Below are 20,691 nucleotides of genomic sequence, written 5' to 3'. Positions count from 1 at the left end.
TAGTTTTACTGGTTTCCCAATTGTTAGTAGTAAACTTGGTGCTAGCTTAATGTGTAGCTAACCTGTTCAAAAGGTACGTCAACGATATCAGCATACTCTTCGCCTGCTTCCTGCATATCTTCATCGTCTTCGGGGTAGTACCATTTAACCAGCACATCCTTACCGTCTTCGTGCATCTCCTCGAGCTTCATGAGGATGTCGAGCAGCAGTTTTGAGCTTGCTGTGTTGAAATACACCAGCTTAAAGGTAAATACCGTTTTGGCATTGGGGCTTGATGCGTACTCGTCGAGCCAATTTAATATTGGATCGTAAAAGGCTGTTACATCTTCGGGCAGCGAACGGCCAGATATTTCGAAGATGTCGTTATCAGCATCTAAAATTACGGTGGGGGTATCGTCCGTACCCAGAATCTTTATGGTTTCCATAACTCAATTATTTACTCGTTTCGCGAAATGGTTGAGGTTAGAATGAAGAAATGCGTTTCCTCATCGATGGGAAGAAAATGGTAATCGAGCTTACGACCGGTTTTACGTGCAATATCAATAAAACCTAGTCCTGCACCACCTTTCTCCGAGAGCCTCCCCTCACGCATTTGGGTTTTGTACAGCTCTTTAAGGCCATCCTTGTCGAGGGTGTTGATGTGATCGAGGATTTTAGTTAGCTCATCGATTTTTGAGTTCTCAATCACGTTACCCGTGGTAACATGGTACTCAATTTCGCCTTTGCTCACCATGAATATTCCTCGGCCAGCAAACAGAAAGTCGTCGGAGCCAAAGCTGTCGGCGTGCTTACTGATGTTTTGCAGGCACTCAACCATTACGTGGAACACCTTTTTTTGCACCGAGTTCGACTCCTCCTCCTTGGCCATATTCGATTCGGTGAGGGAGGTGAAGGCCTTGGTGATCTGGTGTGTTATTTCGCCCTCGTACACGAGAGTGATTTCATGAGCTTTCATCGACTTGTAGAAGTCGTAGACAAACTCCAGAAAACCTTTAACATTTCTTTTATCCATAGCCCGTAAAATTAAATAATTTACCGATAATAATCAATTTAGAATTGAATTCCTATTAATAGTACGTCATCAATTTGCTTGTTGTTACCCATATAGGCCTCAAAATCCTTTGCAAAAAGGTCGTTAAACTGAGGCATAGTTAGCGTTTGGTTTCCCATTATATGCTCCCTAACCCTAGCAGGGCTGTACTTCCGATTATCGTCACCACCAATCTGATCGGGCATGCCATCGGAGAAGAAGAATATCTTGTCGTTGGGCTTTATTTCAAGGGTATAGTTGGTGAAATCTTTCTCTTCCTTTTTGGGATGAGGGATCCCTCCAATGGCCTTACGATCGCCCTTGAACTCTTGCAGCTCGTTATCTCTGACAAGGTAAAGCGGGCGATGAGCCCCGGAGTACTGTAGCTCTTTTGTTTTAAGGTTTATTTTACATAGCGCAATGTCCATTCCATCGCGAGCATCGGCATCGGGACGATCCTGCTTAAGGGTTTTCCGAACACCATAGTGCAGCAGGTCTAGCACTTTGCTTGCCGAATAGCCTGAGTCGTGGTCCACTACGTTGTTGAGGATGAAGTAGCCTATGAACGAAAGTAGGGCACCAGGAACCCCGTGGCCAGTACAGTCAACAGCAGCAATATAGATATAATCGTCTTTTACGAAGAACCAAGGGAAGTCGCCGCTAACTACATCGCGAGGCCTATAGTATATAAACGATTTGGGAAGGTATTGCCTTATGATTCGGTTATTTGGTAGGATAGAGGTTTGAATACGCTGCGCGTAGTTGATACTCTCAGTAATTTTTCGGTTCTTATCCTGTATTTCCTGCTCAATTCTCTTGGCCTCGGTGATGTCGTGGCTCACGAACAGAATGGTCTCCAGCTCATTCTCGTTAAACTCGGGGATGGCCGAGATGTGCATGATGGTTTCGCCAAGCTTTGAGTTGAAGGTTAAGTCGCTCTCGACTTGGGTTTTGGTGTTTCTTATGTTCTTTATGGTTTCCTTAAAGTAGTTAGAAAGCACTTCGTTCAAATCGACCGAGTTCAGGGTTTGATTGATCAACTCTTTAACGGGAATTCCAAGGTATTCCTCAACCATCGGGTTAGCATAGAAGAATTGGCCGCTGGTGTTCAAACGCATAATCATATCGGGTGAATTCTCCGATAGGGCTTGCATCTTGCTACGCATTCTCTCTTCCTTTTCGGCTCGTTTACGCTCGGTAATGTCTTGTGAGTTGAGAATAATGCCATTTATGGCAGGGTCATCAAGCAGGTTTCTACCAGTAACCTCCAGGAAGAGCTTGGTTCCATCCTTCTTCATAAAGGTGTACTGAATGGTGATGGGCACCATGGGCGCTTCCAGCAATTTTTGAAACATCTCGGTTATGTCCTGTTCGCCCCTGCGGGTAAGACGATCCATATCCTTGCCGCTCATCATCTCCTGAGGAGTATAGCCCAGTATCTTGGTAACCGATGGGCTGATATATGTTAACTTCTGGCTACTGCTATAGATCGATATGATTTCAGATGCGTTCTCAAGTAGCGAGTGTAGCCTCTTCTGTGCATTCTCAACCTCCTGTATTTTCGACTCAAGCTGAAGGTTCGATTTCTCAAGCTCTTCATGGGTAGCTCTCATCTCCTCGGCATTCTGACGAAGCTCTTCCTCATTCTCTTTGAGTTCCTGCGTCATCTGTTGAGCTTCCTGAAGCAGTTTCTCCGTTTTTTGATTTATGCGAAGGTTGAAAATGGTTCTGGCAATAATTTCGCCCATTTCCTTAAGGAAACGAATTGTGAGCTCCGGAATCTGGTCGTCGAGCGAGGCAAACTCAATAACCCCTTGAAGTTTTTCATCGGTAACCAGCGGAACTATTAGGATGCTTTTGGGTTTTTTATCGCCTAAAATACCAGAGGTAATCGATACGTAGTCGTCGGGAATCTCGGTGCGGTAAATAATATCCTGCTCGTAGGCGCATTGTCCAATCAGCCCTTCACCAATTCGAAACTCTTGGCTAAAGAATTTTTTGCGGTTATATGCGTAGGTGGCCAGGTTTACCAGCACATTTTTCTCCTCGTTGTACAAATAAAGTGCCCCCTGAATAATGTTGATATACTTAATAAGCTTAACCAACACTTCGTACGACAACTCCTCGAGGTTGTTGTGCAACCTTAAGATGTACGACACATCATCTTTGCCCTTCGAAATCCAGTTTTGCTCGGCCTCCTTCTTGTTGTTCTCGAGCAGGTTGTCGCGCATAACTAGCAGCGATTTTCCTAAAATATCGTCCTCGTCGCTAATTTGGAATGGTGCTTTGTAATTGCCTTCGCCTATGGTTTTAGCGAATAGAGCATTTTTGTTAATATCCTGATCCTTTTGCCGAAGCTCATTCTCTAGAAAAGACACCTTTTCCTGATGTCGCTTTACATTGATGTAGGTGATGTATACAAGAACAAGGGGTAGCAGATTGATAAGCCACAAAGAGGGGTTTGACCTGTGGATTGTTCCAACTCCCCTAAGGGAGAACGGGATTTCTTGTACGGTAAATTCCAGAATCCAGGCGGCAATGAGGGTTATTAGGCCCACAATTCCCGCAACTACAACCCTTTGGGTTATTGCTCTTCGTGAGTTCTCCGATGAGGTGATGTTATGATCTTTCATATTATTCCTCTATGCTATTGCCAATTCTACTAATATGCTCGTTAAGAAGCAGCCCAAGCTTTTCGAGAGTCTTAACCTTATCTGATGTAAACTCCTTAAACGAGGCAAACTCCAAAACTCCGGTTGATATGTGTTCGCTACTGATAATAGGAACGATTAAAAGATGCTTGGGTGTTCCTTTGCCTAGCCCTGAAAGAACGGTTATATAATCGTTAGGGACTTCCGAAAGGTTAAGCGCTACTTGGTTCTTAGCCACCTGCCCCGGTAGGGTTTCGCCGTCGGCAAATGTGGGGGGGGCGCTTTCGGAGTAGTAGGCGTAAGATGCTATCATCTCGAACATACTTGTTTCTTCATTCTTTTTAAAGGCAATGGATTGTACAATATCGTTAGTCTTTGCAATATTGGAGAGGAGTACCTCTAGAAATTTCTCTTCGCTATCAAATTTCTCTTTAGGAATATATGCTATGGCCTCGGCTTCATGGTCTATAGCTGCCTGCTGTTCCACAAAATCTTCTTGAGCCGCCTCTTCTTGCCTTGTCCTCTCCAGAATGGCCTTCTTGAGTTGTTCCAGTTCTTTAACGTAGTTGTTGTTTACGCTAATACCTGCTATAAGCCTTTGGAAAATGAGTATGGCTAGGGCAATAGAAACAATGGTAAATAGAACCGCCAATAGGGGTGTTTTGGCCTGCGCTTGGATTATCTGGTTGTGTAGGCTAAAGAATATGCCTGATATGCTAATAACCAGCAATACCAGCAGGATGCCGTAGCTAAATCTTGAGTTGGTAGAGAAGATTTTCATAGGGCATCTACTATTGTTTAATGTTTTGTAAAAATCTGATTATTTGGTCAGTTTTCATAACATGGTCTACCTTGGTTATTTTGAGTGCCGACTCGGTCATTGTTTTAACCTGGCATTCCATAGGATCCTGAACAATGGTAACGCCCCCGTAATCGCTAACCTTTTTTAGGCCATAAGCACCGTCCTTGTTTGCTCCGGATAGGATAATGCCAATTAGTTTTTCGCGGTAAACCTGTGCGGCGGTAACGAAAGACAAATCGATAGAGGGTCTAGAGTGGTTTACAGGTGGCTCTGTCGACAGGGCAATTTTGTTGCCAAGTTCGATAAACATATGGTAGTTGGCCGGAGCGAGGTATGCTTTACCGGGTTTTATCTGATCCTTATCGAAAGGCTCAACCACAGGAATTGCCGATTTTATGGAGAGTGCCTCAACAAAACCGCTCCGAACGTGCTTAAGCCTATGCAGGCTAAGTAGCACGGGTAGAGGGAAGTTTGCTGGCAACGAGCTCAAAATACGAGTTATCACCTGAAAACTTCCTGCTGAACCTCCTATGATTAATGCTTTGTACATTCTGTTTATGAGTTAGCCTACTTTTTTCTTATATATTTTTTCGGCATCGTTTACCACTGTAAATTTATTGCTTGAATTTGTATTTTCCAAAGTTTCCTTAGCCCCTAGCGCCAAATATCCACCCGGAACCATACTGCCGTGAACGGCAGTAAGGGTTTTGTCCTGCAGTAGCTGGTTGAAGTATATTAGCTGGTTACGGAATAGGACTAGCCTCATACCCGATGGGGCGTTGGAAAACAGAGTGTCTTGCTTAACAAACTTAACGTTGTCAACCAAGCTTGTGTCAATTATTATAGTGCCGCTACTGTTAGCCGTGGTGTGGTAATCGGTGTAGCGTTTTGTACCGTTCGATCGTTCGTAGTTGGCTTCGTTGACCTCAAGTTGCTTAATGTCTAATCGGCCCGATTTGATTTTTTTTGTCACCTCATCGCTTATGGTTGAGGCAAAAACCTCGAACTTATCCAGCAGATCCATTTCTTTTAGAAGGATACAAAGCGAGTATATCTCCTCACCCGAATCGAAGGCAGCAACCCAAATTTTGAGCTTGGAGCTGGATTTAACAATTGCAGGTATTATCTCCTCGCGCAAGCTACGCCATAGCGAAGGGTCGCGGAACATTTCGGTGGTTTCGGGTGTAATATCCTTAAGAAAATGCTCGAGGAAGTCTTTGTTGTTCAGCAACCTGCCGATTAGCCCTTCAGAATCCCTCAGCCCATTCTTCATAATAACATCCTCGAGCCTACGCTTGAACGAAGTAAGGGCAAAGTCCCTAAAATCGTAGCTGTAGGTATCTAGCAACGTTTTTATGACGTTTCGCGTTTCAACAATGCCTATTTCGTATCTAGTCATTTCTTAGTGTTTTGATTAATGCTACTTGCTTCTAAGCTGTTTCGAGAGTTCCTCTACCTGCTGCTGAAGCAGTAACTCGGCGTTTTTCCCCTTGCTAATATCAATTCCTATGTTAATTATTTTCACCACCTGACCCTCAGTGTTCTGAATTGGTGTGTAGTGTTCCGATATCCATACCTGCTTGCCGCTAGTTTTTAGTGAGAATTCTCTTTGCTGAGGAGTGCCTTCGAGAAGTTTGGCCCAGAATTGGTTGTACCTCTCAGGGCTGTTTTTTGCCTCAAAATCGAGCTCGGAGTGGAGCCTACCAATAATTTTTTCCTTAGCATCACCCAGAACTTCCTCGTTGCGCCTGTTGATAAACGTTATTCTACCGTTGGGCTCAAATTCGGTTACCAAGCAGGTGGTGTCCAAGGCTTTTAGTAGGGCTGCGATTTCTTCCTCGCGTTCTTGAGCAAGCTCTTGTTCTGCTTGGAGTTCAATAAGGTTCCGCTCAATCTCTTCGGCCTGTTCCTGGGCTTTTATCTCAATTTGTTTCGATGAGGTTATGTCTTGTCCTAGGAGGAATATCTTGAAGATTTCTCCACTCTCATCAAAAGCAGGGGTGATACTGCAGAGCACGTAAAGCTCATCGTTGTTTCTGTTCACCCAGCGCAATGTGCCCTTAAACGTTTCGCCAGTAATAATGCCTCTCCATGAGTTGGTAAAACTATTGGCATCGTATGGATGAATTATCGATTGCAAAGGTCTCTCTTCCATTTCGCTGCGCGAGTAATCGAGCAGGTCTAGGATGTTAGTATTGATATTGAGGAACGAGCCGTCGTCTGCAAGTTCGGCGAAAAGTAGCGACTGGTTTATGGCCGAGGTCATACCCTCCATCTCGATTGTTTTGCGCGACATCTCTTCCTGAGTGGCTTGCATCTCCTCCATATTCTGCCGCATCTCCTCTTCCTGAGCAGCCATCTCTTCTCGTTGCTGCTGCGATTGCTCAAGCAGTTGGGTTGTACGAATGCTGTTTTTCACGGCCGATAGGGTAGAGGCAATGCTCTCGCCAATCTTCTCAATAAACTCGATTTCGTACGGGCTAAAATTATTGAACGAGGCTAGTTCTAAAACTCCAAATACTTTGTCCTCCAATTTTAGTGGTACAATTAGAAGTGATCGGGGTGGTGCTTCGCCAAGTCCTGATGTGATATCGAGATAGTTCTCAGGGATTTCCTTTAGGTGAACAGTGTGCTTTTCGAGGGCGCAGTTTCCAACCAATCCTTCACCTATCAATATGGTTTTTTGTCTAAACTTTTTACGATTGTAGGCAAAGGCCGAGAGTAGTTCAAGTTGAGGTTTGTCCTCATCGTCCTCGTTAAGGATAAATAATCCGCCTTGGTTTGCGTTGAGGTAGTCTAGCAGGTTCTGAGTAACATTGTCGGCAAGTGCTTGCAGGTTGTTATTATTTTGGCGAAGTATATCGGCAAACTTTGCCAAGCCCGAATTCACCCAGTTCCGCTGTTCGTCTTCATGTTTACGTTTTTGCTCCTCGTCCAAGGCTTTCTTAAGATTTTTGCGCATATCCAGCAGGGCGTTACCCAACTTATCCTTGGGGCCAAGGGGGGTGAACTCGCTGCTCAAGGTATTTTGCCCAATATCGCTGGCAAAGGCAGCGGTTTTGGTTAATCCTTCAATAAGCCGATTGAGTGATTGTATAATCATACCAACCTCATCATCGGAGTGGTGTGCAATAGTTTCTGGTGTTTCCCCTTTGGCCATTAGGCTAACACTGCGATTAACTTTTGCAATGGAGTCAAGAGTTGGCTTTAGCGTTATGTTTATTATGAGGACAATAGCTATTGAACCTAGTAGCACGAGTAGAATCATTATCGACCGATTCCCCCTTATGTCTTGGGTTGCCTCGTTTATATTAATAGGTAAGCCGATAAACGCATTGTACTGTTCTATCTTTTTGTAGAAGATTAGCACACTTTGCTCTTTATTGTTCACTAGTTCGGTATGACTAATAGAGCCCTCACCTTGAGGGTTTGAAAACATTTGGTTGAGCAGTTCCCTTGGGAATCGATGCCCCTCTTTGTACAGATGAATACTGTATAGCCCCTCGGTATTAACCATGAATGGATAGTCGGTTGAGAAAAAGGCGGGTTTGTTAAAATGGGGCTTAAGGGCAATGTAATCGTTATGGTTAAAGCCTTGCTCGTTATGTTTGTCTACTTCGGCTATTATTGCAGAAAGTTTATCGAGATACACGGTGGATTGGAGATTTATAGACCGTTCAACTCGCTTAAGTGAGAAAGTATAAAGTGTTAGAGCCGATAATGTAAATAGGAAAAGCAAGAACAACCCAACAACCAGTTGGATTTTGCGTTTCATGCTTAGTTTGTTTAACAATTTCATAATTGTTAGGTTATAGAAATTTTTATTCTACTTCTTGATGTATGCTTGACCCATCTTCTCGAACTTATTGGCCCAAGGGCCAAGTATTGTTTCGTGCATGCCAAGCAAAAGGATTCCCTTGTTGTAAAGGTTTGAGTGAAACAGATCGAAAACTTTGTTCTGCAACGTGTAATTAAAATATATTATTACGTTTCGACAAAGGATTAGGTCGAACTTTGCGAAAAAGAGGTTGCCATCCTTAACCAGGTCGTGCTTACGAAATATGGGTTTCTCCGTTAGGTATTTCTTCATGGTGATGGTATCTCGAGACTTGTCGATGTCGAAATACGTTTCGTAGGGTACGTCGTTAAACTCTTCGTAGTTCAGTGGGTTTTGCTTAATAACCTTATCGAAATTATCGAGGTACGCAATGTTAAACCTATACTTGTACTCGCCCTTTTTGGCTGCTTCCAGCACATCGGAATTTAGATCCGATGCAAAGATTTTGGCCTTGTCGAGCATCCCCATCTCGTTTAAAAGTATCATCATAGAGTACACCTCTTGCCCCGTGGAGCATCCGGCGTGCCATATGTTAATGTTCTTGTTGTTTTTGAATCGGGGCAAGATCCTTGAGCGAAGTGTATGCCAAACCTGTGGGTCGCGGAACAGTTCGGTTGTGTTTACCGTTATCTCTTTTACAATCTTCTCTGTAAACTCAGGCTTGTTTTTTATTGCAGATATAAGGCCAGTAATATCGAGGTTGAAATCGGTGAGTACCTTTTGCAGCCTACGTTTTAAGGACTTATCGGAATACTCGCTGAAATCGTATTTTGATGAGTTCTTTAGGGTGGTTACGAAGTATTGAAGGTCTTGATCGGTTATAACCATATAAAAAAACGTTACGATATCAATGTATTCCGACTAATCGGTTCTTATATGAGTACTATTACGCAGAACGGAACTAACTAGTTACTGCTGGTAATAAATAGTTGCTGAAATTAAGGGCTACCCAAATAGATATAGTAATCCCAATAAACTTGCTAAAAATATAAATACTTATCTAAACAACAAAGTTAAGTGGGTTTATTTTTAAGCTATAGTTTGTAATGGAGGGACTTTAAGCTGAGTTTTGAGGCTTTTAGCTATAAAAAAACAACCTCGAGTTGCCTCGAGGTTTAAGTTTGTATATCCAGCTAGTTACTAGGGCTATTACCCGCTTACTTTTTGCTTGTCAAGCACATCGTAAATGGAGTTGTTGCTTACAAATTCAGGTACAATTTCTTTCATTTTGGCAACTAGCTCAAATACATTGGCCTCAATAATTAGGTGGGTAAGATCGTCAAAATTCCTTTGAATAACGCTCTTGTCGTACTCCCTAACCTTGGCGCGTAGTATTTTTGGATGGTAAGTTGGTAAGGTGTTCTCCTCGTTGTTGAGAAGCTCTTCGTAAAGTTTCTCACCAGGGCGAAGTCCAATCTCCTTAATCTGAATATCTTTCCCTATCTCTAATCCCGATAGTTTTATCATCTTGCAAGCCATGTCGTATATCTTAACCGGACGGCCCATATCAAAAACGAATATCTCACCACCTTGTCCCATAGCTCCCGCCTCCAATACCAAGTTACATGCCTCGGGTATTGTCATAAAGTAACGAGTAATCTCCTTATGTGTTACTGTAACAGGGCCACCCTTTTCAATTTGCTTTCGGAAAAGTGGAACTACCGATCCATTTGAATCAAGTACGTTTCCAAAACGAGTGGTTATAAACTGTGTATTACCGTTGCTTAAGGACTGAGTGTAAATTTCGGCAATACGTTTCGATGCCCCCATGACGTTGGTAGGGTTAACCGCCTTGTCGGTGGAAATCATTACGAACTTCTTAACCTTATGTTTCACCGCCATGTCGGCAATGGTTCGTGTACCGAAGACGTTAACCAGTAATGCTTCGTACGGATTGTTCTCCATCAACGGTACGTGCTTGTACGCAGCAGCGTGGAAAATTATATCGGGTTTGTATGTTTCGAAAATTTGCTGCATACGGAATTTATCCTTAATGCTGGCAATTACGTACTCGGCCAAGTGGCTGTATTTGTTAAGTTCGTTAGAGTTGCTTATCTCAGTTTGAATGTCGTATAAAGCGGATTCGGCCTGATCGAGTAGTATAAGTTTAGCCGGACGGTATGCTAAAACCTGGCGGACCAGTCCCGAGCCTATTGACCCTGCAGCTCCGGTAATAAGGACAGATTTACCAAAAATATATTTTGATACGTTGCTGCTGTCCATTTTAATGGGGTCGCGCTGTAAAAGTTCTTCAATATTAACTTTTCTAATTTGCTCTGAGCTGAGCTGACCGTTAATCCACTTGTCGATGGAAGGAACCACCTTTACCTCAAGATCAAGGTCAAGTGCCTCCTCAACAATTGTGCGTTGCTTCTCAGGACAAAGATTTTGAATTGATATAATTAGCTGGTCAATCTCATGCTTATCAATGTACTCCTTGGTAAAGACTTGTTCTGGAGGAAGAATTCTTATACCCTCCAACATTTTGCCAATTTTCCCTTGGTTCTCATCAACAAAGGCATTTACACTATACGAGATGTAGATATCTTGCATCAATGCATTCCTGGTTAGGATACCGGATGCCCCTGCTCCGAATATAAGTACTTTTTTAAACTCCTTTTTTCTAGAGCCGGCAATAAAGTGATAGGTTGTTTTTACAATAATACGAGCGCCCATCATAAAGAAGTAGGCCAAAAGGAAGTGGATAACCAGTGCACCAAAGGATATTTCCTTTGCCAATGAACTATTGGCAAACCTAAGCCCAAAAATAGCAGCTGCAATTACAATGAATGCCGTACCGTTTGCCTGTAGAATTTTCAATGCATCTGTAAAACCAGTATGCCGGATTATGCCTGAGTACGAGCGGAAAATTACAAAGCTAACGGCATAAATGTATGTAATGATAATTGCCTGAATGGCAATGCTTGAAAAATCGAGCTGATGAAGGTAGAAGTTGAGCCTTACAGCGTAGGCAATGAATAGCGATGAAAAAACAACAAGCATATCAAAAGCAAAAATGTACCAGCTGGGTACAAATCGTTGGGAGTACTGCTTAATGATACTCCTAAGCCACATTTCCTTTGCTGTAAAAAGGTTCATAATGTTGTGGTTTGTGTTTGCTATTACAAAGCTAACAGTTTTAAATGAATATGCAACCGTTTGCTTTTCCTTTTTTATGTGATACTGATCACTGCTTTTCAGCGATAACCCAGTTTAAACAAATTTCGTACCAAGTTAAGCCGAAATAGATCCGTGCCCCCTTTTTGTTTGACCATCTTGGCAACGATGTTGCTAAACTGCCTAATTACGTTTATGGAATTAAAAATCCTAGTGTTTAATAGTTTACGTGGTGTTGTGAGTATGAAGCTATTTACAAAATGGTCCAGGTTATTCCTGCCAAAAATCCTAAGCTATTGAAAAGGTCACCTTTATCGGCTGCAAATGTTAAATTTAGGGATAATGGTAGGTTTTGCTTGGGTTGCCAACTCGATTCCAGCATAAAGTACCATTGCCTTTGGTTGGGATTAAAGAAATACTCTTCGCTATCCACACTTGGGTCTATGCTACCCCAAAGTGTTCCCATATTAAGCCCATTGTATGTTCCAAAGTATCGGGCATATGATGTCATAAATCTGTATGATAGCGTTGGCAATACCTCTCCCTTAACCCCAAAGTGGTGAACAATATTCCTGTTGCTTACAAAATGTACTGAGCTGTATGTTTGTATGCTGGGATCAACCTTATCGAGCTGATGCTGTGTCATGAAAAATGGTGAACCCAATGACATTCCAAGGTATGAGTGCCCCGAGCGGTACATACCGTTGTTGTAGTAATTGTCGCGGCCTCCATAAGGATATCCACAGTTGGGCTTATCGCAAAACCATGGCTGATCATTTGGATTCGGGTCTGATAATCCTGGGCCACTTTGGTGTAGAGTATAAATAAATTCGTAAAGGATTTCGGTGATATATTTTTGTTGAAATGGATTCTCGACACGTGCTCCCCATAGGCCATCAAACTTATTCCGGTAGCGCATACCCGACCCATCGGTGAAAATATGCTGGTAGTATAGGTGTGCTTTTGCTTGTCCAAAAGAGGCTTTTATTCCCCAATTCCATACCCCAGAATGGAATCCCAGCGCGTTAACCTCATTGGCGGGTGAGCCATCTGCCCCTTCCTTGGCAACTACCACCCTTAAAAAATCGGATAGTGAACTGGGTAGCTCACCATGTATAGGGGAATTGCCACCCCATATTGCCGTGTGGTTAATACCCCAGTATCCGTTTATCCAAAAATCACCACCCAGCTGCACGTGAAACGACTTGTTATGAAAGTAGGCTTCGGTAACGAAGCGTGAATCATCGAGCCATCCGTGGGTAAAGTGTCCTTTGAATTCAAGTAAGCCAAATGTGTATGGAATTTCAGTAAATTCGGGTACTGAAACAACAATGCTGGGAATTGGAACGGTGTTATTGCTTATGGCTACCGATCCCGATGATAGTTCTCCCAAGTCAATGCCAGGGATGGATTGTTTACGCCCAACCTCAAGGTGCACGAATCCTAACTTCGACTCAATATATCCTTGCTGAATGTACACTTTTGAATTAGCCGAGGTTCTTGCCACGATGTCGAGACCTGCCCCTAGGCTAAAAGTTTTATTGTTATCAATGCTATAATTTGCTGAGCCCAGGAAAAGCCCGTTGGCACTGGCATCATCAAAAATGCCCCAGCGATTGTGGGTTAGCCAAAAGCTTTGATCGTTGGACGTGCCAAAAGTAGATAATAGGGTAATATCACTTTGGAGCCTGCTCGAATCTGCTTGTGCACTAGTAATGTTGATTGATAGCAGAATTAATGCTGTGAAAGTTATGCAGTATCTTATCATAATTTTTTTTAGGATGTGCAAAGTTAGGGAAAAGAATTTAGATATAAGCGTTCTGCCTACCTTCACTATCGTGTGGTAGGTAAACGTTTGGCGTTTAGGGTTTGGCGTTCGCACACCGTCTCACCGTCTCACCATCTCACCATCTCACCATCTCACCATCTCACCGTCTCACCGTCTCACCGCATCACCGCATCACCGCATCACCGCATCACCGTTCTAGGTTTAAGGTTTAAGGTTTAAGGTTTAAGGTTTAAGGTTTAAGGTTTAAGGTTTAAGGTTTAAGGGTTTAAAGTTCAGTGTTCTAAGTTTAACGTTCGCCTCTCCGCCTTATTGTATAATCACATCATCGCCTTATCGCTTCACCGTTCTACGTTTAGCGTTTACGTTTACGTTTAAGGTTTAAGGTTTAGGGTTTAAAGTTCAGTGTTCTAAGTTTAACGTTCGCCTTCTCGCCTGCCGAAAACGTCAGTCAGGCAGGAGCGTTCAGATAAACTACACAAACACCCTATCAAAACCTCCTTAATGCGTTGCATAGTTTGCAGGGTTGTATTTAAACCTGAGGGCAAGGACAGACCTTAGTCAAATGTCTATAGTTCAAAAAGAATTAGGGTTAAATCTTCAAGGGATTTAAAGTCTTTGTCGGCAGTTACAAGGGGGATTTCAAGTGTAGTAGCAGTAGCAGCAATAATTGCATCAGGGAGTTTAATCCTATTTTTGCTTCGAATTGAAATTGTTGCATTTTTGATACTTGGATTAATATCAACAATAATGCAATCGGCAAGTAAGTTCTCTATTGTCTCAATCTGATTCTGTTGCAAACCGTGTGCACTAAGTAGTTCCAGTTCTGTAATAAAGGAAATGTATAATCTACATCCATCTAGCAATTCTGCAACACGATTATTCCCATTTAAAAGCAGAATCAGCATGTTGGTATCAACCAAGAAACTATGCCCACTCATCTCTCAGTTTTTTTTGATAATCAATTGCATCACCAAATACTGACTTAATAGAGCCAAGGTATTTTTTGGCATTAAACTTTTTACGACTTTTAATCTTACGCAATGCCTCATCTAGTTGTTTGCGCGTGCTAGTTCGTTTAATTACAATTAGCGTATTATCCATTGAGAAAAAATATTAATGTTAATGGTCGATTCAACTTTTTTACTTACTCTTAATTCTTTTTAATAGGTTTTAAATAAATAAATTATATTGAAGTCGGGTTTATTGCATATACTCATTGAAACCCTCAGTAGGATCATCGAAGTTGTTTTTAATGCTGATTAATCCTTTTGCTTTACCCGGCTGCCTTCGCCCTGTGTCTTCTTTAGGTGTTGAGGATTTAAACTTCAGATAGTCAATAAAATCCTCAACCTCTAACTTTAAGTTCAACGGCAAACCAGATAGTTTGGTGTATATAATTATATCAGTGTAGTGCATAATTTATATGTTTATGCAAAGATACTGCAATTCCAATTCCTTTAACGAAAAATTAGGCAGAATATTTTAAATCTAGTTTTGCGTTAAGTGCTTAGCCTTTGGCTATTGGCTATTACCGTACTGCGTTCTAAGTTTGGCTTTCGCCTCACCGTTTAGCGTTTACGTTTAAGGTTTAAGGTTTAAGGTTTAAGGTTTAGGGTTTAAAGTTCAGTGTTCTAAGTTTAACGTTCGCCTTCCCGCCACATCACATTATCGCCTAATCGTTCCTCTGGCTTTTAGCATTTATCTGCGTAAATCTGTTAAATCAGCGTCATCCCTGCCTGCCGCAAACGTTAGTTAGGCAGGAGCGTTCTATGTTCTACGTTTTACGTTTTACGTTGAGTGCTCGCCTCATCGCCTCATCTCCTCATCGTTCTTCGTTAATCTGTTACACTGAGTCTCACTGTGTATGACACTGAGTTACACTGTGGTTTTTATCCATTCTACGTTTTATGTCCGCCTCATCGCCTCATCTCCTCATCGTTCTTCGTTAATCTGTTACACTGAGTCTCACTGTGTATGACACTGAGTTACACTGTGGTTTTTATCCATTCTACGTTTTATGTCCGCCTCATCGCCTCATCGCTTCACCGTTCTACGTTTAAGGTTTAGGGTTTAAGGTTTAAAGTTTAGTGTTCTAAGTTTAACGTACGCCTTCCGCCTGCCGAAAACCTCAGTCAGGCAGGAGCGTTCAGACAAACTACAAAAACACTCTATCCAACAACTCTTTAATGCGCAGCATGTCTTTTTCGGTCATGTTGGAGCCGGATGGGAGGCAGAGGCCTTGGTCGAATAGTTGTTTGAGTGTACCTTACTATGAAGTGAAAAATTAGTGTGGCAATTGGAAAGGGTGACTAGGAGGAGCGCAGGATGGTTTTTAGTGGAGAAGAAGGTAGTGTTAATGGACTAACTATAATTAGTGAAATCATAATGTTTCTCTCATCAAAAAATCACTGATATACAAATGCTTTACTCCTTCTATGGAATCCTTCCAAAAATCATCCATAGTAACTACATACTTAGGGTGTTGATCGTCAATATTTAACAAAGGAAAAAATTCCCGGTCCGCGGTTTGTTGGCTTTCTAATTTATAAGCTACTTGTATATAAATTTTTTCTCCCTGTTTTTCAGCTATAAAGTCAATTTCCTTAGTATGAAACTTTCCAACATATACTTGATAACCTCTCCTTTTGAGTTCCAGAAAAACAATATTTTCCAAGATTCCCGAAATCATTCTGTCTCTATAACCCAATGTTGCATAAACAAGTGAAATATCACTCACATAAAACTTTTCCTGGGTTTTGAGCACCTCTCTTCCCTTAATATCGTACCGGGGGACACGGTATAGAATAAAGGCGCCTTCTAGGGCATGTAGATAGTTATAGATGGTATTGATATCGACTTTACGTTGCTGGTTTTTGAAATAGTCTGCTACATTTTTGCCCGAAAAGGTGTTGCCTATATTGTCAAAAGCATATTTGACTACACGTTCCAATAGCTCCACATCACGTATTTTGTATCGTTGTACTGTATCTCTCAGAATAACGGAAGAATAAATATCCCGAACCACTTTATAGGCTGTTTCCTCGTCATAATTTACTGTATGAATAACGGGAAAACCTCCCATTCTTAGGTAATGAACAAAAGGATTACCCTGCATCTTTTCATTTGGAAAATAATGTTGTCTGAAATTCAGGAATTCCCTGTAAGAAATTGTGAAAACAGGAATTTCAACATAACGCCCTGTCAAATAGGTAGCTAACTCGGAAGAAAGCAGGTGAGAATTAGACCCCGTAAGGTAAATATCGACATCAAAATCAACTAAAAAGGAATTTACAGCCTTCTCCCAACCCTGTACCTCCTGAATTTCGTCTAATAAGAGGTAATATCTTTGTGACTGCTGTATCTTTTTCTGTACATATTTATACAAACTGCGAGCGGTTGATAGCTCAGAAAAAGCAAAACTTTCAAAATTTATGGAGATAACCTGCTTTCCTTTAACTCCCATATTCATTAACTCTTCTCTGAGCAAATTTAATACGGTTGACTTTCCCGAACGTCTGATTCCGGTAATGATCTTTACCTGAGGTTTATTGATAAAGTTTTTTAGTTGCTGTATATATACTGGTCTTGAAATCATTTTTATGGGTATATCCACAAATATAATGTTTTATTTTGGGTTTTTAGGGTTATGGGCATAAAAAATATTGGCAGTGTTTGAAATGCCCGTGCCGTTAGACTCGGAATATTCTGTACCTAACGGCACATATTTATTCGTATGTCATTATTTTCTGCCAATATTCTGTCGCTAAGGGACAGGTATGTAAACACGTTTACCCAGTTTAGTTCTGCTGTTATTCTTTGTCAATTTACCCCTTATTGTTTAAAAATCTTTTTCAATTAAAGATTTAACCATCACAGGAAACAGAAGTATCTTTTTTGCATTTCGTTTTTCAAAAAGTAGATGCTCAAAGTCTTTCACTTTATGATTTAAATCGACCTTTGTAAGATATTTTTCAAGAGCATCCTTTAATTCACTCATATTCTTAATGCCCAACTTTTGTTGTAGAAAACCAAAATCGGGGAGTGTTTGCCCAAGAAGAAATATAACATCGTAAAAATCTCTGCCTTTTGAACGGTTGAGCAGAGCAGATATCTTCAAAGCACAAAGAACCTCATCGGGTGGTACCGGGATACCAAAGAAAAATCCACAGGCCTGTATAGTGGCAAGTTTTGAATCGTACTGGTAATTCTGATCCTCCGCTTCAATCTTTATTAGAAAGCGTTCCTCTTTATGTCCAGAAAGATTTAGGTCGAATAGAAACTCGGGTGTTTTAACCCTAAATAACCACATTAGATTCTCTTGGTGATACCCAGTCGGTATCCAATAATTCGTTTACATACTTTTACTCTGTGGAATTTAAGTGTCCTTTTTCTTGCGTTTTAGCGAATAATATTTCTGGTGCAATGGTATCCTAAGGGCTATGAATTTCATTGCTACGTCTAAGATTATACTCCAACTTCAAATGAATAACCAGAACCTTCTAGGCTGTTTGTATTGGGCAATTCAATGTTTGAAGTGATTATGCTGCCGGGAGGGATTATTGCTCCATCGCAAATGAAAACAGGTTTTGCAATTATTGAGCCAGTGCCAATTGTTACGCCATTGCCTATGGTTGCACCGCTGCTGATTCTTACTCCTGGCATTAGTGTGCAAAAATTGCCTAAGGTAGAATCGTGGCTTAAAGTTACTCCGGGTAACAGGTATGTGAATTTACCAATTGAGATATTTGTAGTAAGTATGCAGCTATCGGCTATGTAGCAACCTTTTTCTATGTTAGCAAACTCTTTAGCGTAATACTTGCGTTGGGGTGAATGATGGTTGGGAAGGAGATATTATGCTCACTTAAGCTTGTGTTGATTTGTTCTCTTATCGTGGGGTTTCCAATACCCAAAAATACACTTGCTGAATCAATGGATTTTAGAAATTCAATACCGCCGAGGACTTTTAAATTGTTAATGATCTTGCCTACTGGCTGATTATCATCAAAAAAACCTATTACATCAAAGATTGGTTCCTCTTTAAAACAAGAACGGGTTGCAGCCATTTCGCGACCCAACCCTCTTGCACCGATTATATAGAAATTTTGTGACATAATTTTACGTTTCGCGTTTTACGTTTGGCGTTCTACGTTCGCATCGCATTATTACTTCACCGCCTCATCGTTTTGCGTACAGCTGGGCTATTTGTTTAATTCGTTTTGTTACTATGTATCGAACCAGTAGGTATATTGCAGATAGAAGAATTAGTAATGAAATGAAAATAGGAATGGTCATTATCCCTTTATCAATTAAAATTATGGTAGTTATGTTTATTATAAGCTGAATGATTGCATAAAGAGTTGATACTAGAACGTGGGGTAATCGCAGCTCGTTGCTTAGGTATTGGTATAGGTGGGTGCGGTGTGCTTGAAAAATATTTTCCTTTCGTTTTAGCCTGTAGATAATTGTTATTACGCTATCGATGCCATAAACTATAACGAGTAGAATGTATTCAATCCTACCTGTTTCAAGAATTAGCTTGATGATAAACCAGGCCAACAGAAATGCCATACCCACGCTGCCGATATCCCCGGCAAAGGTTTTGGCTCGCTTACGGGCATTGAAAAACGAAAATATTATCAACGAAATAAATAGCAGAACTACTAAATGGTTGCCATTATCAATCTGCAGAAAATCTGTTGTTTGTGATATCCAAAGTAACGAGCCCAAAGTGGTAAGCCCATAAAAGGGTGTAATTCCGTTTATACCATCCATAAAGTTAAAGGCATTAATCCAGCCAATGGTAAATAGGTACGTAATTATAACAACGTACCAAGGAAGTTCAAATACTTGTATTTGCCAGAAAAGCACCGAAACGGCAAGAATGTGTATGGATATCCTAATCTTGTTCGATAGTACCATCACATCATCCAAAAAACTAATTAGCGCAATGGCAACCAGCGCTCCAATAATATAGGTCTCATTAAATCCATAAAGAAAATACCATAGAATTGCTGCAAGGGTGAAAATCACTCCACCTCCCCTTATGGTGATATATGAGTGGGAGCTACGCTCGTTGGGCTTATCGATAATATTAAACTTATCGGCTAGCTTGAAGTAAACTAGTAGTGATAGTAAAAGAATTATGAATGATATTGTGTGAAGAAGCATGGGTTAGCGTTTTACGTTCTATGTTCTTTTTTTAGCGTTCTAGGATCTGTGTTTGATATTGATATTGAAATTGGATATTAGAAATTGGATATTAGATGTTTGATGTTTTGTACTAATGTACATTGCGTGCAAAAACTATTTATTGACGAGTTGCCAGTGTCCGCCTTTGGCTGGGTCGACTCGGTTTATTAATCCATGTGATTTTAACTTGTTGATATTGTCAAGTACTTTTCACAAGAATAAACGTTAGTTATATGACTGAAATATAGTTATCTGCATCGTTAGGTTTGAGAAGTCGCTCTATCGCTTGTGGAACCCTCATGTTTTGTTCATCCCCTTTTGTGTTAGCTTCCTTGGGTGAGGGTTTCATCTGTTCTTTGTTTTGTTTTTAAAGGTACAGATGCCTGCCTGCTATACGCAGTAAGGCAGGGAACACCCATTTGATGTACATCATTCAGATTACTAATGTTTTATAATGGGTGTTTCGTTTAGAAATACCAATTTTCATTTGCAATCTCAGACATAGAAACTCTATTGTTTACTGAAACTAGTTCAAGTATTCTGTATTGATTCTCAGTGAGGTTATCGGGGACCTTATCGGGGACTTTATCTGTTAATCCTTCAGAAAAAACTGTTACCATAAATCCTTCGGAAATGTTTCTGAACTGAGGTTGTGGAAGGTTAAGGTACATCTGATAAGAAAGAACTAAAATGAGTTACTTGAACTACTAATCGCATTGAGCAACTGCAACCCCTTGGTAGTTATTATGTATCTCTGATTTTGACTTTGCGGCTTATCCTTAATTGTAAGGTCTATCAAACCCGCATCAATGAGAGGAGCAATATAACGATTTGCATTATCGGTATGGTTTTTTAACTCTATTGCTGCAAGCAGAGTGCTTCTTTTTTGCTGTACCTTTGCATTATTAAGCAAGGTTAATACTTTTTGTAACTTCTCTATAAGAAAACCAGCCCACTTGTCTCTAACATCAACAGATAGTTCATTGTCAATAAAAACGAGTAGCGTCTTCTCTTCTATTGTCGTTGACTTAGTCGTTGACTTAGTCGTTGACTTAGTCGCTTCAAACCCTTCGACTAAGTTCTCCTTTTTTGCAAATTCGGGATGAATAAAAAACTGAACTTGAAAATATGTCCTATCCTTGTTTTAACCCTAAATAACCAAGCATTTTTTTTACAATTTTATTATTTATTTTTACCAACGGACAAACGACCGATGGTGACTGTTATACCGAAGGTTCATGGTGCGTGAGCAGATTGCTTGCGCACCCTTTTAAT

19 protein-coding genes are annotated in these 20,691 nt (G+C 41.0%); all 19 read right to left on the bottom strand.

The genetic code is table 11. The features are described from left to right. Positions 1–41: 41 nt before the first annotated feature. The 19 genes from G8O23_RS02820 to G8O23_RS17670 all read right to left on the bottom strand — a co-directional run bounded on the left by G8O23_RS02820 (position 42) and on the right by G8O23_RS17670 (position 20,356). Positions 42–425, bottom strand: a complete 384-nt coding sequence (locus G8O23_RS02820; protein WP_166361543.1) for a DUF1987 domain-containing protein — start codon at positions 423–425, stop codon at positions 42–44. A gap of 11 nt (positions 426–436) precedes the next feature. After that, a complete protein-coding gene (locus tag G8O23_RS02815) occupies positions 437–1,012 on the bottom strand; it encodes a SiaB family protein kinase (protein ID WP_166361541.1) in 576 nt (191 codons plus the stop codon). A 38-nt stretch (positions 1,013–1,050) separates the two neighbouring features. After that, positions 1,051–3,663, bottom strand: coding sequence for a PAS domain S-box protein (locus G8O23_RS02810; protein ID WP_166361539.1), 2,613 nt, complete (start codon positions 3,661–3,663; stop codon positions 1,051–1,053). 1 nt (position 3,664) lies between these two features. Further along, entirely contained in the window at positions 3,665–4,462 is a 798-nt protein-coding gene (locus tag G8O23_RS02805; protein ID WP_166361537.1) for a GAF domain-containing protein, read from the bottom strand. Between the two features lie 10 nt (positions 4,463–4,472). After that, complete coding sequence (locus tag G8O23_RS02800; RefSeq protein ID WP_166361535.1) at positions 4,473–5,033, bottom strand: chemotaxis protein CheB; 561 nt, start codon at positions 5,031–5,033, stop codon at positions 4,473–4,475. 12 nt (positions 5,034–5,045) lie between these two features. Further along, the gene (locus G8O23_RS02795) at positions 5,046–5,882 is read right to left on the bottom strand and encodes a CheR family methyltransferase (RefSeq protein WP_166361533.1); all 837 of its coding nucleotides are present in this window, start codon (positions 5,880–5,882) and stop codon (positions 5,046–5,048) included. Positions 5,883–5,903: 21 nt separating this feature from the next. After that, positions 5,904–8,258, bottom strand: coding sequence for a PAS domain-containing protein (locus tag G8O23_RS02790; RefSeq protein WP_166361531.1), 2,355 nt, complete (start codon positions 8,256–8,258; stop codon positions 5,904–5,906). 51 nt (positions 8,259–8,309) lie between these two features. Beyond that, positions 8,310–9,149 (bottom strand): CheR family methyltransferase, encoded by an 840-nt coding sequence (locus G8O23_RS02785; RefSeq protein WP_166361529.1) that lies wholly within the window; start codon positions 9,147–9,149, stop codon positions 8,310–8,312. A gap of 321 nt (positions 9,150–9,470) precedes the next feature. After that, positions 9,471–11,420, bottom strand: coding sequence for a polysaccharide biosynthesis protein (locus G8O23_RS02780; protein ID WP_219932379.1), 1,950 nt, complete (start codon positions 11,418–11,420; stop codon positions 9,471–9,473). Between the two features lie 271 nt (positions 11,421–11,691). Beyond that, positions 11,692–13,206 carry a capsule assembly Wzi family protein gene (locus G8O23_RS02775; protein WP_166361527.1) on the bottom strand — a complete coding sequence of 505 codons (1,515 nt, stop codon included), beginning with the start codon at positions 13,204–13,206 and terminating at the stop codon, positions 11,692–11,694. A gap of 587 nt (positions 13,207–13,793) precedes the next feature. Beyond that, positions 13,794–14,165, bottom strand: coding sequence for a type II toxin-antitoxin system VapC family toxin (locus G8O23_RS02770; protein WP_219932376.1), 372 nt, complete (start codon positions 14,163–14,165; stop codon positions 13,794–13,796). Further along, a complete protein-coding gene (locus G8O23_RS02765; protein WP_166361525.1) occupies positions 14,152–14,328 on the bottom strand; it encodes a hypothetical protein in 177 nt (58 codons plus the stop codon). Before G8O23_RS02765 ends, G8O23_RS02770 begins: the two co-directional genes overlap by 14 nt. A 99-nt stretch (positions 14,329–14,427) precedes the next feature. Then, on the bottom strand, positions 14,428–14,643 hold the full coding sequence (gene vapB / locus G8O23_RS02760; protein ID WP_166361523.1) for a type II toxin-antitoxin system VapB family antitoxin: 216 nt from the start codon (positions 14,641–14,643) through the stop codon (positions 14,428–14,430). Positions 14,644–15,607: 964 nt separating this feature from the next. Next, a complete protein-coding gene (locus tag G8O23_RS02755) occupies positions 15,608–16,840 on the bottom strand; it encodes an ATP-binding protein (protein ID WP_317168984.1) in 1,233 nt (410 codons plus the stop codon). A 225-nt stretch (positions 16,841–17,065) separates the two neighbouring features. After that, positions 17,066–17,536, bottom strand: a complete 471-nt coding sequence (locus G8O23_RS02750; RefSeq protein WP_166361521.1) for a nucleotidyl transferase AbiEii/AbiGii toxin family protein — start codon at positions 17,534–17,536, stop codon at positions 17,066–17,068. 155 nt (positions 17,537–17,691) lie between these two features. After that, positions 17,692–17,889 (bottom strand): LbetaH domain-containing protein, encoded by a 198-nt coding sequence (locus tag G8O23_RS17675; RefSeq protein WP_166361519.1) that lies wholly within the window; start codon positions 17,887–17,889, stop codon positions 17,692–17,694. Between the two features lie 125 nt (positions 17,890–18,014). Beyond that, the gene (locus G8O23_RS02740; protein ID WP_166361517.1) at positions 18,015–18,338 is read right to left on the bottom strand and encodes a PglD-related sugar-binding protein; all 324 of its coding nucleotides are present in this window, start codon (positions 18,336–18,338) and stop codon (positions 18,015–18,017) included. A 64-nt stretch (positions 18,339–18,402) separates the two neighbouring features. Next, positions 18,403–19,395: an MraY family glycosyltransferase gene (locus G8O23_RS02735; protein WP_166361515.1), complete on the bottom strand. Its 993-nt coding sequence runs from the start codon at positions 19,393–19,395 to the stop codon at positions 18,403–18,405. Between the two features lie 706 nt (positions 19,396–20,101). Next, entirely contained in the window at positions 20,102–20,356 is a 255-nt protein-coding gene (locus tag G8O23_RS17670; RefSeq protein WP_394351917.1) for a Fic family protein, read from the bottom strand. Between the last annotated feature and the right edge of the window lie 335 nt (positions 20,357–20,691).

The sequence above is a fragment of the Perlabentimonas gracilis genome, from assembly GCF_011174675.1.
GTDB lineage: Bacteria > Bacteroidota > Bacteroidia > Bacteroidales > Tenuifilaceae > Perlabentimonas > Perlabentimonas gracilis.
This window is presented reverse-complemented; position numbering and strand designations above follow the sequence as displayed.